Annotated in this window: 12 protein-coding genes; 3 read left to right on the forward strand and 9 right to left on the reverse strand. The window is 68.9% G+C overall.

Annotation, left to right across the window (positions count from 1 at the left end; translation table 11 throughout):
• Positions 1-23: 23 nt before the first annotated feature.
• Together ACWIF2_RS01765 and ACWIF2_RS01770 are read left to right on the forward strand one after the other, a co-directional pair.
• Positions 24-1,475 carry a cellulose binding domain-containing protein gene (locus ACWIF2_RS01765; protein WP_454358030.1) on the forward strand — a complete coding sequence of 484 codons (1,452 nt, stop codon included), beginning with the start codon at positions 24-26 and terminating at the stop codon, positions 1,473-1,475.
• A 59-nt stretch (positions 1,476-1,534) separates the two neighbouring features.
• Positions 1,535-2,959, forward strand: a complete 1,425-nt coding sequence (locus tag ACWIF2_RS01770; RefSeq protein ID WP_454358031.1) for a polysaccharide deacetylase family protein — start codon at positions 1,535-1,537, stop codon at positions 2,957-2,959.
• Between the two features lie 62 nt (positions 2,960-3,021).
• Here ACWIF2_RS01770 and ACWIF2_RS01775 read toward each other — a convergent pair whose 3' ends face one another.
• From ACWIF2_RS01775 to ACWIF2_RS01785, 3 genes are all read right to left on the reverse strand, one after another.
• Positions 3,022-4,797 carry a glycosyltransferase gene (locus ACWIF2_RS01775; protein ID WP_454358032.1) on the reverse strand — a complete coding sequence of 592 codons (1,776 nt, stop codon included), beginning with the start codon at positions 4,795-4,797 and terminating at the stop codon, positions 3,022-3,024.
• Positions 4,794-6,065 carry a nucleotide sugar dehydrogenase gene (locus ACWIF2_RS01780; protein WP_454358033.1) on the reverse strand — a complete coding sequence of 424 codons (1,272 nt, stop codon included), beginning with the start codon at positions 6,063-6,065 and terminating at the stop codon, positions 4,794-4,796. The genes ACWIF2_RS01775 and ACWIF2_RS01780 overlap by 4 nt, the downstream gene beginning before the upstream one ends.
• Before the next feature lie 218 nt (positions 6,066-6,283).
• Positions 6,284-7,300, reverse strand: a complete 1,017-nt coding sequence (locus tag ACWIF2_RS01785) for a hypothetical protein (protein WP_454358034.1) — start codon at positions 7,298-7,300, stop codon at positions 6,284-6,286.
• 82 nt (positions 7,301-7,382) lie between these two features.
• Between ACWIF2_RS01785 and ACWIF2_RS01790 the strand changes: the two genes are divergently transcribed.
• Entirely contained in the window at positions 7,383-7,754 is a 372-nt protein-coding gene (locus ACWIF2_RS01790; protein WP_454358035.1) for an NTP pyrophosphohydrolase, read from the forward strand.
• 80 nt (positions 7,755-7,834) lie between these two features.
• Here ACWIF2_RS01790 and ACWIF2_RS01795 read toward each other — a convergent pair whose 3' ends face one another.
• The 6 genes from ACWIF2_RS01795 to ACWIF2_RS01820 all read right to left on the reverse strand — a co-directional run bounded on the left by ACWIF2_RS01795 (position 7,835) and on the right by ACWIF2_RS01820 (position 16,258).
• Positions 7,835-9,334 (reverse strand): amino acid permease, encoded by a 1,500-nt coding sequence (locus ACWIF2_RS01795; protein WP_454358036.1) that lies wholly within the window; start codon positions 9,332-9,334, stop codon positions 7,835-7,837.
• Between the two features lie 161 nt (positions 9,335-9,495).
• Positions 9,496-11,424 carry a 1-deoxy-D-xylulose-5-phosphate synthase gene (gene dxs / locus ACWIF2_RS01800; RefSeq protein ID WP_454358037.1) on the reverse strand — a complete coding sequence of 643 codons (1,929 nt, stop codon included), beginning with the start codon at positions 11,422-11,424 and terminating at the stop codon, positions 9,496-9,498.
• Positions 11,425-11,613: 189 nt separating this feature from the next.
• Positions 11,614-12,906, reverse strand: a complete 1,293-nt coding sequence (locus ACWIF2_RS01805) for a sugar ABC transporter permease (protein WP_454358038.1) — start codon at positions 12,904-12,906, stop codon at positions 11,614-11,616.
• On the reverse strand, positions 12,903-13,694 hold the full coding sequence (locus ACWIF2_RS01810; protein ID WP_010033972.1) for an ATP-binding cassette domain-containing protein: 792 nt from the start codon (positions 13,692-13,694) through the stop codon (positions 12,903-12,905). The genes ACWIF2_RS01805 and ACWIF2_RS01810 overlap by 4 nt, the downstream gene beginning before the upstream one ends.
• Before the next feature lie 118 nt (positions 13,695-13,812).
• Positions 13,813-14,913, reverse strand: coding sequence for an ABC transporter substrate-binding protein (locus ACWIF2_RS01815; RefSeq protein WP_454358152.1), 1,101 nt, complete (start codon positions 14,911-14,913; stop codon positions 13,813-13,815).
• Between the two features lie 133 nt (positions 14,914-15,046).
• Positions 15,047-16,258, reverse strand: coding sequence for an ROK family transcriptional regulator (locus tag ACWIF2_RS01820; protein WP_454358039.1), 1,212 nt, complete (start codon positions 16,256-16,258; stop codon positions 15,047-15,049).
• Between the last annotated feature and the right edge of the window lie 15 nt (positions 16,259-16,273).

The following is a 16,273-nucleotide window of genomic DNA, read 5'->3' on the forward strand; positions in this document are numbered from 1 at the left end:
CGGATGCCTTAGAAGGAGTCTCCGTGGCGTCCTCCCGCCGCCGCCCTGCCCGAAGCCGGGTTTGGCCCAAGATCAGACTCCTGCTCCTCGTGGCGGTGGTCGCCGCCGGCGGCACGGCGCTCTATCCCGTGTGGAAGGCGGCGAATCCGGATCCGCCCGAGCTGAAGGTCCGGTACCGGACCGACACCCAGGCGACGGCCCCGGCGGCCAAGCCGTCGCTCGAGGTCTTCAACGACACCGGGAAGGCACTGCCGTTGAGCGATGTGACGCTCCGGTACTACTTCACCGCCGACGACGCCCCGGGCGCCGCGCCGTACGCCTTCAACTGCGTCAACGCCGTCTTCGGCTGCTCGAACGTCGCCGGCCGGATCGTGGCGATGGACAAGGCCACCGACACCGCCGACCACTACCTGGAGATCAGGTTCGGGGAAGGCGCGGGCAGTCTGAAGCCCGGCGCCAACAGCAAGGGCATCGACCTCCAGCTCTTCCGCACCGACCACAAGAAGCTGAAGCAGTCCGACGACCGCTCCTTCGACGCCGAGATGACGAGCTACAAGGAGGCGGAGAACGTCACCGCGTACAAGCGGGGCGTCCTCGCCTGGGGTGAGGAGCCGGACGGCACCAAGGCGAGCGACGAGAAGAAGGCCTCTGCGAAGGCCGCCGCGCCCGACCCGGTGCCCGCTCCCCCGGCCGGGGTGCTCTTCGACGACTTCACCTACCAGGGCGCCAAGGACCCGGCCCTGTTCAAGCACGGCTGGCTCGTCCGCACCAGCAAGGGCGGCCCCGGCGTCGAGAACACCTGGTCGGCCGACGGCGTCACCTTCCCCACCGCCAAGGGCTCACTGGCCGACGGCCAGGTGCTCAACCTGCGGGCGAGCACGGACGGCACCAAGTCCGGGACCAAGCAGGCCAGCCTCGGCACGGCCGCCGGCAAGTTCCGCGACGGCACCTACGCGGCCCGGATCCACTTCAGCGACGAGCCGGCCTCCGGAGACGCCGGCGATCACGTCAACCAGACCTTCTACACCATCGGCGGCAAGGGCTCGAAGTACAGCGAGCTGGACAACGAGTACATGCCCAACGGCGGCTGGGGCCGGCCCGGTCCCAAGCTCGACACCGTGACCTGGTACGACCACAAGACGAACGACCGTGTCTACGAGACCACGAAGAAGAGCCTCGACGCCTGGCACACCGTGATGATCAGGGTGAAGGACGGCGTGGTCGCGTACTGGATGGACGGCGAGAAGCTCTTCCTCAGCAATGGGAAGTACGCCCCGCGCGCCGACATGTCGGTGAACTTCAACCACTGGTTCATCGATCTGCCGTTCAAGGGCGACCGTGCGTGGGACATGAAGGTGGACTGGCTCTACTACAACGCGAACAAAACCCTGTCGGTGAACGAAGTCCAGTCCGCGGTCGAGGGCTTCACCGACAAGGGAATGAACTACTTCGACACGGTTCGGGAGTCCCGGTGAGGAAAAGGCGGTCCAACGCCCACAGGCACGCTGCGGCGGAGGCGGAGAAGAAGCCGGTGGTGAGCCGGCGTTCCGCCCTGCTGATGGGCGGTACAGGAGGCGTCGCCATGGCCGGCGGCGGCGCGTGGCTGGGCCAGGTGGTGGCCCAGCCGGCGGCCGCGCCGGCCGCCGAAGGCGCCATCGGAGGTCTCACCACGCCTCCCCTCTACGCCCCCTCCGGCCGCCGCCCCAAGTACCGCCGGGCGAGCTGGTCCCAGCAGTTCCAGTCCGGCCACGGCTGGACGCCGGGCGGCGCGGGCACCACGTCGGCCGAGGCGAACGACAAGTCCCAGTTCGTGCGCGGCACCCAGTCGGTCCGGGTCACCACCAACGGCACCGGCAAACAGTCGTACGTCCGCAAGACCGGCCTGTCGGCGATGAGCCTGTCCGGCAAGATGATCCGGCTCGTCTTCCGCGTCGACGACGTGGCGAACCTGGCCAAGATGGTCTTCTACCTGGGCAGCGGCTCCCTCGCGAACCACTTCGCCTGGACGTTCCACGCCCACTCCAAGACGGGGGCCAACTACGTCCAGTCCGGCGAGTGGGTGACGGTCCACCTCCAGTGGGCCGACGTCAGCGGGGCGGCCGGCTCGTACTCCATCGGCGCCGACGGCAAGCCGTCCACGAAGACCGGCTTCACCGACATGTCGTTCGCGGTGTACGACAACGCGGGCGGCCCGGTCACCTACCGGCTCCAGGCCGTCGAGCTGATACCGGACACGGTCTCCGTCTTCCCCAAGGGTGTCGTCTCCATCACCTTCGACGACTCCCACAAGTCGATCCACGACCTGGCCCGGCCGGTCATGGACGGCTACGGCTTCTCCGGCACGGTCTACAACATCGCTGACGCCATCGGCACGGGCAGCTTCCTGACGCTGAACCAGATGAAGTCGATGCAGGACTTCTCCGGCTGGGAGATGGCGGGCCACTCGTACGCGAACGCCGTCCACACGGCCAGCTATCCCAAGCTCACCGCCGAGCAGGCCGACGACGACTTCCGGAAGCTGCGCGAGTGGCTGGTGTCCAACGGCTTCACCAGCGAGCACTTCGCCTATCCGCACGGCGCGTTCCAGAAGACCTCCGACGGCGTCCCCGTCGACCAGATCGCGAGCCGGCACTTCACCACGGCCCGGTCGATCATCTCCGAGACGATCGAGTCGTTCGCCCCGGCGATGCCGTACCGCCTCAAGGCGCTGACCGGCATCAACGACGGCAACGGCATCGGCGGTACGGCGCTGTCGAAGCTGACGGGCGCGGGCGGCCGGCTCGACCGGTGCGTGAACAGCGGCGACTGGCTGATCCTCTGTCTGCACAAGGTCACCGAGGGTCCTCCGGCGACGAGCACCGAGATCGGCAAGGCCGGTCTGGAGACCCTGATGAAAGCGATCGACGACCGGGACATCCCGGTGCTGACGGTCGAGGAGGCCATGGCCTCGTACACCTGAGGCCCGGACACGGGAGAGGGGCGGCCCCCCGGCCGCCCCTCTCCCGTGCTTTCTCCCAGGGTCTACCAGCCGCCCTGGCCGTTGCCCTGCCGTCCTTGCTGCCCCTGCTGCTGCCAGGAGGGGTCCTGGTACGGGTACGCGCCCTGCTGCGGCGGATGGCCCTGCCCCTGATACTGCTGCTGGTACGGGTCGGGGTAGCCGTGCTGCCCTTCGTACTCGCCCTGCCACTGCTGCTGTCCGGCCGGGGCCGGCGCCCCCCAGCTCACACGCTGCTGCGGTACCGCCGCGTGCTGCTCCTCGTCGTAGCCGGGAATCGGCTGCGGCTGGGACGGGATGCCGCCCGTCGGTCGGGGCCGGGTGCGCAGGGCCACGCCCTCCAGACGCATCAACTGGAGTGTCTCGGTGACCTTCTTGTCGGAGTACGGGTCCTCTTCCTCGAAGATCTCCGTCACATCGTTCTCGTGATCACCGGCCACGGACACCTCGACGCCGCCCTGGCGGGTGCCCCAGCTCCCCTTGTGGAGGGTGAACAGGGCATAGAAGCGCAGCGGGGTCAGCAGGGTCAGCTGGATCACGCCGTAGATCGGCGCGAGCAGGAACATGCCGAACCGCTTGATGAAGCCCATCCCGCGCCGCGGGAAGTCGAGGTACCGCACATTGCGCAGATAGCCCATCAGCACCATGAAGACCAGGTAGTCGCCGATGTGGTGGACGAACTGCTGGGGCTTGATGATGGGCAGGATGACCATCGAGTAGAACATCGCCGAGCCGAAGACCAGCCACAGCGCGAGTTCCATGCAGGTCAGCCAGAAGGCCGGCCGGTACTTCTTCTGGTGCCGGAAGGCCCACAGCGACTCGCGGAAGAAGGACTTGTTCCAGCGGACCTGCTGGCGCAGGAAGTGCGGCAGCTTCTCGGGGACGGCGGTGTAGCCGACGGCCGTCTCCTGGAAGACGACCTGGCCCTCCATCAGGCAGTAGTTGGTCATCCGGCGGTCGTCGCCGAAGACGGCCGGCTTGCCCAGGAACTGCTGGTTGAGGAAGTCCGGCAGGTACTTGCGCACCAGCGTGCCGCGGTACGCCGACAGCGCGCCGCAGCAGCACAGGACCGACTTCAGCCGGGAGTAGGCGGCCCGCTCGAAGAGGAACGAGTTGCCGTACCGCAGGTCCTGGAGGCGGGTGAAGATGTTGCTGTCGTGGTTGAGCGCCAGCACCATGCCGGTGGAGGCCATGATCTTCTCGTCGGCCAGCGGCAGCAGCAGCTCGCGCACGGTGTCCCGGGACAGCACGGTGTCCGAGTCGACGCAGAGGAAGATGTCGGAGTACGGGGCGGCCTCGAAGCCCAGCGCCAGCGCCTCACGCTTGCCCTTGTTCTCGGGCTGCACGCTGACGGTGTACTTGACGCCCTTGGCCTCGAACTCGCGGCGCATCTTCTTCGCGGCCCTGATGCCGGAGTCATCGGCACTGGCGTCGTCGATGATGTGGATCTCGTTCGGCAGGCGGCTCTGCGCGAGGAGGCTGCGCATGCCCTGCTCGAACATCACCGGGTCCTCGTTGTAGATCGGGATGACCGCGGTGACCCAGGCGTTCTCCAGGTACTCCAGCTCCTCCCGCCCGGCCTTGGCCGGACGGTAGAAGAGCGCGCCGAACATCTTCAGGGTCAGCAGGCCCATGGCACCCATGGAGTACAGGTGCAGGGAACCGGCGTCGAGCCTGGTGGCGATCAGCGCGGCCAGGCCCAGGAAGACGAAGTACGAGACCTTCAGGTGCCGCCGCTTCCGGTGCGCTCGACGCCCACCGGAGTCGACGGCCCCGGGTATGTACGTATCTTCGGAAGTCACAGCTTGACCACCCGCGGGTGGTCGGCGGATTTGCCCCGGGTGTCGAACAACGCGCGGGCACGGTCGGCGAGTTCGTCGAGGTCGATCTCGCGGTGCGGCTGGAGCAGGACGGTCAGGTCGGCACTCTCGGCGGCGGCGAGATAGTCACCGGCCCGCTCGACGGGCATCCCGCCGACGCGCCAGTCCTCGACCCGGGGGTCGAAGTAGACGAGCTCGGCACCCCGCGCGAGGAGGTTCTCCGCGACGGCCAGCGCGGGGCTCTCCCGCTGGTCGGAGATGTCCGGCTTGTAGGTCACGCCGAGCAGCAGCACCCGGGAGCCGCGCACGGCCTTGCCCTGGTCGTTGAGCAGATCGGCCACGCGGTTCACCACGTGCACGGGCATCCGCTGGTTGATCTCCTGCGCCAGCTCCACGAACCGGAACGGGATGCCGAGCGAACGCACCTTGTACGAAAGGTAGTTGGGGTCGATCGGAATGCAGTGCCCGCCGACGCCGGGGCCGGGGTAGAAGGGCGCGAACCCGAACGGCTTCGTGGACGCGCACCGGATCGCGTCCCACAGGTCGACGCCGATCTCACGGCAGAACATCGACATCTCGTTGACGAGCGCGATGTTGACGTGCCGGTAGGTGTTCTCCAGCAGCTTGGCCATCTCGGCCTCGCGGGTGCCCTTGGCCTCGACGACCCGGTTCACGAAACGCTCGTACAGGGCGCGGGCGGCCTTGGTGCAGTCGGCCGTGATGCCGCCGACGACCTTGGGCGTGTTCTCCAGACCGAAGTGGGGGTTCCCCGGGTCGATGCGCTCCGGGGAGAAGGCGAGATGGAAGTCGGCCCCGACCCGCAGGCCCCCGGCCTCCAGCCGCGGCCTGACGACCTCGTCGGTGGTCCCCGGGTACGTCGTCGACTCCAGCACCACGAGCGTGCCGGCCCTGAGGTGGGCGGCGATGTCGTCCACGGCCGCGTGCACCGCGCCGAGGTCGGGAGCACCGTGGTCGGTGAGCGGCGTCGGCACGCACACCACGACGGCGGCGGCATCCGCGATGACCTCGGCCCCGTCGGTGGCCTCGAAGCCCCGCTCCAGCATGGCGCGCACATCGGAGTCGGTGATGTCGTCCACATGCGAACAGCCGGCGTTCAGCCCGTCGACCACCCTGCGGCTGCGGTCGAGGCCGACCACCTTCAGTCCCGCGGCGGCCGCGGACCTGGCCAACGGCAGCCCCACGTAACCAAGTCCGACAACCACAAGATCCACCGTGGAGGATCTGCTCACGACATCATTCCCAACCCCGTTGCCACGGCCCCGGCCAGGCGCACAGCAACCGGCCCCCCGAGCAAAATCGAACAAGTGCGAAGAGGTTAACAAGACCTTCACTTTTTGACCACGTCCACCCGAGGTGCGCCTTGTCACGCACACATCCGTACAACCCTTGACACACCTGGTGTGTCTGGAGCGACGGGAGCCACAAAAGGAACGGCCCTGTCCGGGTGTCAGATCTCCCGCCAGGCCTCCAGCGCGAGCCCGGGTTCGTCCTTGCGGCGGGTGAGAAGCAGGGTCCCGGTCGAGGGTGAGAGGGAAGCCGCTACGACCTCGTCGTGCTCGTCGAGCGCCACCGCCACCACGGCGTCCGAGGGCAACTGGGGGCCGGACTCGGTCCACCAGGCACCGGCCGCCTCCTGTTCGGTCGGATAGGCGGCGAAGGCCACCCGGCCGCTCGCCGACCGCTGGGCGAGCACGGTGCAGTCGTGCCCCTCGATGTCACAGCGCACGGCGGACACCGGCCCGGGCCCGGCGGAGGCGATGAGCGTCACCGGCTTCTCGCCCGGCCGCCAGGCGCACACATCGCCCGAGGTGTCCGTGAAGAAGAGGGTCGTGTGCTCGGCGGACGTGGCGAGCGCCCGCAGCGTCCCCGGCCGAACCGGTACATCGACCCCCTCGCTCCGTACGGGTGTCCTGCCGTGCTCCTGCTGCCTCCAGTGCAGGATCCCGCCGGGCGTGGAGGCGTACACCTCCACCAGCCCCGACTCCCCCGTCACGGCGGCCGGCTCGCCCTCCACATCGTGCCCGTCGAGGTTCTGCCAGGGCCCCCAGCCGCCCTTCTCCTTCTGGTTGCGCAGGCTCACCCCGCCGCCCTTGTTGCGGACGAAGACATAGCCACGCCCCGCCGAGTCCACGGCCACGGCCGGCGGGCCCGTCCGGTCGCCCTTCTTGTCCGGGTGCCCGATCGAGACCCAGTCCAGGGGCGCGAGCCGGGGCCGGAAGTGCGTCGAGTGCACGAGCCCCGACTCGCCGGGCACGGTGGGCCGCCAGGCGGCCAGATGGGCGTAGCCGTCGGCGCCCTGCCCGATCGCCGGGCCCGGGTGCAGCTTCTGGCTGCCGCCGACGGTGCGGGCGGCGTCCCAGGGGCCCGCGGGCCCGCGTTCCGCACGCCACAGGACGGCGTCGCCGGAGGGGAGATAGACGGTGAGGCGGCCGTCGCGGCCGCGGATGAGCCAGTCGCCGTTCACCAGTTCACTTTAGTCGTGCGGGACGGCTCGGCGCCCGGCCCGCCTCCTGCCTGGCCGACAACCGCCGTGCGACCCTGGCCGTATGAACGACAACGCGCCTGTCCTCGTCGTCGTCGACGCCGCGAACGTCGTCGGGTCGGTACCGGACGGCTGGTGGCGGGACCGACGGGGCGCCGGGGAGCGGCTGCGGGACCGGCTGGCGTCGGAGGGGGTGCCGGGGGTTTCCGGGCCGGTGGAGATCGTGCTCGTGGTGGAGGGGGCGGCTCGGGGGGTGGAGTCGGTGCCGGGGGTGCGGGTGGAGTCGGCACCGGGCAGCGGTGACGATCACATCGTGGAGGTGGTCGGCCGGGCGGCCGGGCGGCCCGTACTCGTGATCACGGCGGACCGGGAGCTGCGGCGGCGGGTGGGGGAGCTGGGGGCGGAGGTGGCGGGGCCGCGTACGGTGTGGCCGTAGGGCCGCAGTGAGGTGCCCCGGGCGGGGGCTGAGGGCGGGGTGGGTCCGCAGCTAGGCGGACCGGCACCCCGCGGCGGCCCCTACGGCGCGTTCTCGGCCTTCGGTTCCTCTCCGGTCGTCAGGCGGCTGTGCGTGCGGCCGTAGAGGAAGTACACGAGGAACCCGGCTGCCATCCAGATGCCGAACCGCACCCATGTCTCGGCGGGCAGGTTGATCATCAGCCACAGGGAGGCGCACACCGACAGGATCGGGATGACCGGCACCCACGGGGTCCGGAAGGCCCGCGGTAGGTCGGGACGCGTCTTGCGGAGGATGATCACACCGATGGCGACGACCACGAAGGCGAACAGCGTGCCGATGTTCACCAGCGCGGCGAGTTCGGTCAGCGGCGTGAAGCCCGCCAGCACCGCGATGATCACACCGAGCAGGATCGTCGGCCGGTGCGGGGTCTTGAACCGCGGGTGGACGCGGGAGAAGAACCGCGGCAGCAGCCCGTCGCGGCTCATCGCGAAGAACACCCGGGTCTGGCCGAGGAGCAGGATCATGCACACCGTCGTCAGGCCGACCGCGGCCCCGAAGCTGATGAAGCCGGCGAACCACGGATGCCCGGTCGCCTTGAAGGCGTCGGCGAGCGGCGCGTCGACCGACAGCTCGCTGTAGTGCTGCATACCGGTGACGACGATCGACACGAGGACGTACAGCGTCGTGCAGATCAGGAGGGAGCCGAGGATGCCGCGCGGCATGTCGCGCTGGGGGTTCTTGGTCTCCTCCGCGGCCGTGGCCACGACGTCGAAGCCGATGAAGGCGAAGAACACGACGGAGGCGGCGGTGAAGATGCCCATCACGCCGAAGTTGGAGGGCGCCCAGCCGAACATGAGCTGGATCAGCGGGGAATCGAGACTGGAGCCGGCCGGTACCGGCTTCTCCTCCGGGATGAACGGGTCGTAGTTGTCGCCGTTGATGAGGAACGCACCCGCGATGATCACGACCATGACGACCGTCACCTTGATGGCGACGACGACCGACGTGATCCGCGCGGACAGCTTCATGCCGATGACGAGGATGCAGGTGAGGACAAGGACGAGCGCGGCGGCGAGGATGTCGAAGCCGAAGGCGTCGGCGCCCTCCCGGCTGCCCAGGCCCGCGGGCATCGTCCAGCCCGCGTTCTCCATGAGCGACTGGATGTAGCCCGACCAGCCGACAGCCACCACCGCCGTCCCCAGCGCGAACTCCAGAACCAGGTCCCAGCCGATGATCCAGGCGGGCAGTTCTCCGAGGGACGCGTACGAGAACGTGTAGGCGGACCCGGCGACCGGGACCGTGGACGCGAACTCGGCGTAACAGAGTGCGGCCAGGGCGCAGGCGACGCCGGCCGCGACGAACGCCAGGGCCGTCGCGGGCCCGGCGTTGTCCTTGGCGACGGTGCCGGTGAGTACGAAGATGCCGGTGCCGATGATCACGCCGACGCCGAAGACGGTCAGATCCAGCGCGGACAAGGACTTCTTGAGCGCGTGCTCTGGCTCCTCGGTATCGAGGATGGACTGCTCGACCTTCTTCGTCCGGAAGAGGGTACTGCTCACGGGGTACCTCCCACGCTTGTCGTCCTCGACATGATCGAGAGGTGGCACACTCCGTATGCCCCGGCACGGACCGATTCACGCCAATGGGCCGGTTCCACCACCCTCACGGTGGGAAAACCGGCCCATCGGAACCCGTTCGGCGGCGTCCGCCGCGAGCCGCGTCAGTCGCGCACGGACTCCACGGAGTCCACCGCGTCCACGGCCCGCTCATACCGTCCGTCCAGCTTGGCGACCAGCCCGGTCACCTGCCGGGCGATGTCCGGCGCGGTGAGGCCGATCTCGGCGAGGATCTCGGCACGCGTGGCGTGGTCGAGGAAGCGCGGCGGGATGCCGAAGTCCCGCAGCGGCACATCCACGCCGGCGTCACGCAGCGCCTGCGCGATCGCCGATCCCACCCCGCCGACCCGGCTGTTGTCCTCGACGGTGACGACCACGCGGTGCCGCTCGGCGAGTGGGGCCATGGCCTCGTCGACGGGCTTGACCCAGCGCGGGTCGACGACGGTGGTGGAGATGCCCTGCTTGTCGAGCAGCCCGGCGATCTCCAGGCACATCGGGGCGAGGGCACCGACGGAGACCAGCAGGACGTCCGGCCGGTCGGTGCCGGGCTCGCGCAGCACGTCCATGCCGCCGACGCGGCCCACGGCGGGTACGGCGGGACCGACGGCGCCCTTGGAGAAGCGGACCACGGTCGGCGCGTCGTCGACGGCGACGGCCTCGCGCAGCTGCGCGCGGACCTGGTCGGCGTCCCGCGGCGCGGCCAGCCGCAGCCCCGGCACGACCTGGAGGATCGACATGTCCCACATGCCGTTGTGGGAGGCCCCGTCGGTGCCGGTGACCCCGGCCCGGTCCAGCACGAAGGTGACACCGCACTTGTGCAGGGCCACATCCATCAGCACCTGGTCGAAGGCGCGGTTGAGGAAGGTGGCGTACACGGCGAACACTGGGTGCACTCCGCCTGTCGCCAGGCCGGCCGCCGAGACGGCGCCGTGCTGCTCGGCGATGCCGACGTCGTAGACCCGGTCGGGGAAGCGCTTGGCGAACTTCTCCAGGCCCACCGGCTGGAGCATGGCGGCCGTGATGGCGACGATGTCCTCGCGCTCCTTGCCGAGTTCGACCATCTCGTCGCCGAAGACGGAGGTCCAGTCGGCGCCGGAGCTCTTGATCGGCAGGCCCGTGTCGGGGTGGATCTTGCCGACGGCGTGGAAGCGGTCGGCCTCGTCCTGGAGGGCGGGCTGATAGCCGCGGCCCTTCTCGGTAAGGCAGTGCACGATGACCGGCCCGCCGAACCGCTTCGCCTTGGCGAGTGCGGACTCCAGGGCCTCGAGGTCGTGCCCGTCGATCGGGCCGACGTATTTCAGGCCGAGGTCCTCGAACATGCCCTGCGGGGCGATGAAGTCTTTCAGGCCCTTCTTGGCGCCGTGCAGGGTGTCGTAGAGCGCCTGGCCGACGACAGGGGTGCGCTCCAGCACCTCCTTGGTGCGGGCGAGGAACCGCTCGTAGCCGTCCGTCGTCCGCAGCGTGGCGAGGTGGTTGGCGAGGCCGCCGATGGTCGGCGCGTAGGACCGCTCGTTGTCGTTGACGACGATGACGAGGGGCCGGTCCTTGGCGTCGGCGATATTGTTCAGCGCCTCCCAGGCCATGCCGCCGGTCAGGGCGCCGTCACCGATCACGGCGACCACGTGGTCGTCGCGGTCCTTGATCTGGTTGGCCTTGGCGATGCCGTCGGCCCAGCCGAGGACGGTCGAGGCGTGCGAGTTCTCGATGACGTCGTGCTCGGACTCTCCTTGCGAGGGGTAGCCGGACAGGCCGCCCTTCATCTTGAGCTTGGAGAAGTCCTGACGGCCGGTGAGCAGTTTGTGGACGTAGGACTGGTGGCCGGTGTCCCAGAGCACCTTGTCCCTGGGCGAGTCGAAGACCCGGTGCAGGGCGATGGTGAGCTCCACCACGCCGAGATTGGGGCCGAGGTGACCGCCGGTCTTGGAGACCGCTTCGACGAGGAAGCTCCGGATCTCCTCCGCCAGCTGGTTCAGCTCTTCCAGGCTGAGCCGGTCCAGATCGCGCGGTCCCCTGATACGGGTCAGCAGCGGCACCCGTGCCTCCTTGCAGTAGAGCTGATCGAGCAGTTGCCGGGCGTGTCGAGTCTAATGTTCCGCTCCTGAGGACTGCGCCGAGGCCGTGGGGGATACATCACGCATTCGGCTGTACCCAAGTTGTGCCACACCTACGACACAACTGTGCCCGGCACCTGCCGATGCCGGGCACAGGGGGGTCGGTCAGCGCTACGCGCGGCCGGCGGTCTTCTGCGTCTTGCGCGTCACCGCGTCGATCACGACCGTGGCCAACAGCACACCACCGGTGATCATGTACTGCACCGGAGAGGCGATGCCCTCCAGGGCGAGCCCGTACTGGATGGACACGATCACCAGCACACCGAGCAGCGCGTTCCACGTCCGGCCGCGGCCGCCGAACAGCGACGTACCGCCGATCACCGCCGCGGCGATCGCGTTCATCAGCAGGTCACCGCCGCCCGCGCCCTGGTTCGCCGCGGCGATCTTCGACGCGATGAACAGACCGCCGACCGCGGCGAAGGTCCCGGAGATCGCGAACACCGAGATCCGGACCAGCTCGACGTTGATACCGGCACGCCGCGACGCCTCGACGCTGCCGCCGAGCGCGAACACCTTCCGCCCGTACGCCGTACGCCGCAGCACGAAGTCCGTGACCAGGAGCACCACGATGAAGATCACCACGGCCAGCGGCAGGCCCTTGTACTGGTTGAAGACGATCGCGACGGTGAAGGCCAGGACCGCGAGCAGTACCGTCCGCACCACCGTCTCGCTCAGCGGCCGCGACGGCACGCCCGCGGCCTCACGCCGCCGGTTGCCGAGGAAGGAGCTGAGGAAGTACCCGGCGGTCACCACCGCGGCCAGACCGTAGGCGGCGGCCACGTCGGAGAAGTAGTAGCTGGTCAGCTGGGCCACGACCCCGTCCGGGTCGAGGTTGATCGTGCCGTTGTCGCCCAGGATCTGGAGCATGAAGCCGTTCCAGAACAGCAGGCCGGCCAGCGTCACGGCGAACGCGGGGACGCCGATCTTCGCGAAGAAGAAGCCGTGCAGCGCGCCGGCGACCGTGCCGGTGACGATGGACAGCATGAAGGCCAGCCACTCGTTCATGCCGTTGGTGACGTTGAGCACGGCGAAGCTCGCGCCCGCCACACCGCTGACCGAGCCGACCGACAGGTCGATCTCGCCGAGCAGCAGCACGAACACGATGCCGACGGCGATCATGCCGGTGCCGACCATGGCGACGGACATGTCGGACAGGTTGCCCGCGGTGAGGAAGTTGGAGTTCAGGCTCGTGAAGATGATCCAGATGATCGCCAGGCCGATGACGACCGGGATGGAGCCCAGGTCACCGGACTTCATCTTCCGCTTGAACTCGGTGACGTAGCCCTTGAGGCCCTGCTCGCGGACCAGCAGCCGGGGGTCGACCACCGTGACGGCGGCCTTGGCCGCCTCGGGGTTCTCCACGACGTGGTCGTCCGGAGCCGCGGAGGTCTTGTCGATGCTCACTTGGAAACCTCCCCGTTCGTGCGCGCCGCACGGCGGGTCACGGCGTTGTCGGTGGCGCCGGTGATGGCGGAGATGATCTCTTCCTGCGAGGTCGACTTGACCTCGAAGACGCCGTTGTTGCGCCCGAGGCGCAGCACGGCGACCTTGTCCGCGACGGCCTTGACGTCGGCCATGTTGTGGCTGATGAGGATGACGGCGTGGCCGCGCTCGCGCAGCCGCTCGACGAGGTCGAGGACCTGGGCGGTCTGCTCGACGCCGAGGGCGGCGGTGGGCTCGTCGAGGATGACCAGCTTCGGCTCGCCGAGCATGGACCGCGCGATGGCCACCGTCTGGCGCTGGCCGCCGGAGAGCGAGGCGATCGGGATGCGCACGCTGGGGATGCGGATCGACAGCGTGTCGAGCAGCTCGCGGGAGCGGCGCTCCATCTCCACCTCGTCCAGGACGCCGCGCTTGCGGATCTCCCGGCCCAGGTAGAGGTTGCCGACGACGTCGATGTTGTCGCACAGCGCGAGGTCCTGGTAGACGGTCGCGATGCCCAGGTTCTGGGCGTCGTGCGGCTTGTTGATCTGGACGGACCTGCCGTCCCATTCGATGACGCCCTCATCGATGGGGTGCACGCCGGCGATCGTCTTGACCAGCGTGGACTTTCCGGCGCCGTTGTCGCCGACCAGGGCGACCACCTCACCGGCGTGGACCTCAAGCTCTACGTCGGTGAGCGCCTGTACGGCACCGAACCGCTTGGAGACCCCGCGCAACGCCAGCACGGGCGTAGCGGACACGTGAACCATCTCCTTCGCCGCCTGACCCGGCGGGAGGTTGTGCAGAAGTGTGGGAGGAGTGATCACTCCGGCGCCCCGCGTAGCTTTGCGGGGCTGGTGTGCGGGGCGCCGGAGGAACTCGGGGTGACTACTCGAGGCCGATCTTGTCGCACGCGGCCTTGTACTTGCCGGTGCAGATCTCGCTCACGGTGTAGATGCCGTCCTTGATGACGGTGTCCTTGATGTTGTCCTTGGTCAGCGACACGACCGGGACGAGGACGGAGGGGACGGCCTTGGTGGTCGGGCTGTCGACCTTGTCCTTGGCGATGGAGTCGAGCGACTTGCCCTGGGCGAGCGCGACGGCCATCTCGGCGGCGACGTCGGCCTCCTGCGGGTAGGGCTTGTAGACGCTCATGTACTGCTCACCGGTCACGATGCGCTGCACACCCGCGAGTTCGGCGTCCTGGCCGGTGACCGGGACGTCGTCGATGCCCGCGGCCTTCAGGGCCGTGATGATGCCGCCCGCCATGCCGTCGTTGGCGGAGTAGACGCCGACGATCTTGTCCTTGCCGAGGGCGGAGATGGCGCCCTCCATGTTGGCGTTGGCGTTCTCCGGCTTCCACTCCTTGGTGTCGTACTCGCGGCCGACCTTCACCTTGCCGTCGAGGACGGCGTGCGCGCCCTCCTTGAACATGGCGGCGTTGGGGTCGGTGGACGACCCGTTCATCATGACGATCTGGCCGTCCTTGGCCTTGTCGCCCAGAGCCTCCAGCAGGGCCTCGCCCTGGGTCTTGCCGACCGTGACGTTGTCGAACGAGGTGTAGGCGTCGATCGGGCCCTCGGCCAGGCGGTCGTAGGCGACGACGGGGATGTTCGCGTCCTTGGCCTTCTTCACCGAGCCGGCGATGGCCTTGGAGTCCACCGCGTCAATGATCAGCACGTCGACCTTGTTGGTCACCATCGTGTCGACCTGCTGGTTCTGGGTGCTGGCGTCCTGCTTGGCGTTGGCGTAGACGACCTCGCCCTTGCCGCCCGTGAGTTCCTTGACCTTCTTCTCGATGAGCACCCGGTCGAACTTCTCGTAGCGGGCGGTCGCGTTCTCCGGAAGGAGCAGACCGACCTTGATGTCGTCGCCCTTCTTGGCGGACCCACTGGAATCGGCGTTGTCGCCGGACTCCTTGGCGCTGCCACAGGCAGCAAGCGAAACGGCCATCGCACCGGCGGCAATCGCAACGGCGGCGCGACGCATACGCGTGTTCACTTCAGAAACCTCCCTGACGAGGCCGCGACATTGCGGCCGAGGTGGCTGGAAGTCAACTCGGCCACACGTGCGACGTCAAGAAGTAAATCCTTAACGAGATGGCAACGGTGCCATCCGTTCTCTAAGTGAAGGCAGGGGTGACTGCCTGGAGTGCACCGGGAGCAGTCCCGTCCAAAAGCGTCGAATCGCCCATCTCGCTGAGGGCGAGAGCGAGCGCTCCGAGGACCTCCGCACGGCCGCCGAGGGCGCCCGGGAGAACGGACAACTGCCGGGCCGCGCTGGGGATCGCGTAGCGCCCTACGGACTCCCTGATCGGCCCGAGCACCAGCTCACCGGCCTCGGCGAGATCACCGCCGAGGACCACGCGGCTCGGGTTCAGCAGATTGCAGAGATTGGCCACTCCGCTGCCGATGTGACGGCCCACGTCGGCGACCACCCGACGGCAGCCCGGGTCCCCGTCGCGTGCGAGCCGCACGACGCCTTCCATGGTCAAGTCGGTGCCGTGGCTGGACTGCAGGAGCGGGAGCACATAGCGCGCCGCCGCGAAGGTCTCCAGGCAGCCGCGGTTCCCGCAGCGGCAGACGGGACCGGATTCGTCGAGAGTGATGTGCCCGATCTCCCCGGCGGTGCCGCCCGGACCGCGATAGATCTTCCCGTTGATCACCAGACCGGCGCCGACACCGCTGGCGACCTTGATGTACGCCAGGTCGCGCACCCCGCGACCGCTGCCCCAGACCATCTCGCCGAGGGCGCCGAGGTTGGCGTCGTTGTCCACGTGCACCGGCACGCCGAGCCGCCCCCGCAGCTCCTCGGCGGGCTTGGTGCCGGTCCAGCCGGGCAGGATGGCGGTCGAGCCGAGGGTCCCCGACTCGACGTCGATGGGGCCGGGCACGCCGAGGCCGACCCCGGCGATCTTGGAGCGGTCGACCCCGGTGGCCTCGATCAGCCGGCTGACCAGTTGTTCCGCCCGGTCGAAGCCCTGGGTCGAGGAGGCGTCCACGTCCAGCGGCTCGGCCTCCTCGGCGAGCACCTGGTGGGCGAGGTTCCCGACCGCGACGCGCAGGTGGGTGTGCCCGAAGTCGACCCCTATGACGATCCCGGCGTCCCCGCTCAGCGACACGCTGCGGGCCCGGCGCCCGCCCGCGGAGGTGGGCGTGACCTCGACGGTTCCGCCGTCCTTCAGCTCCCGGACGATGTTGGAGACCGTCGCCGCGGACAGGCCTGTCGTCCGCGCGATCTCGGCCTGGGTGAGGGAGCCCGCCAGCCGCACGGCTCGTACGACACGCTCCAGGTTGGCTCGGTGCAGCGACGACTGCGACCCCGGAGTCTCCACGACGACCTCCTGCGC

The organism is Streptomyces sp. NPDC055506 (assembly GCF_053643595.1).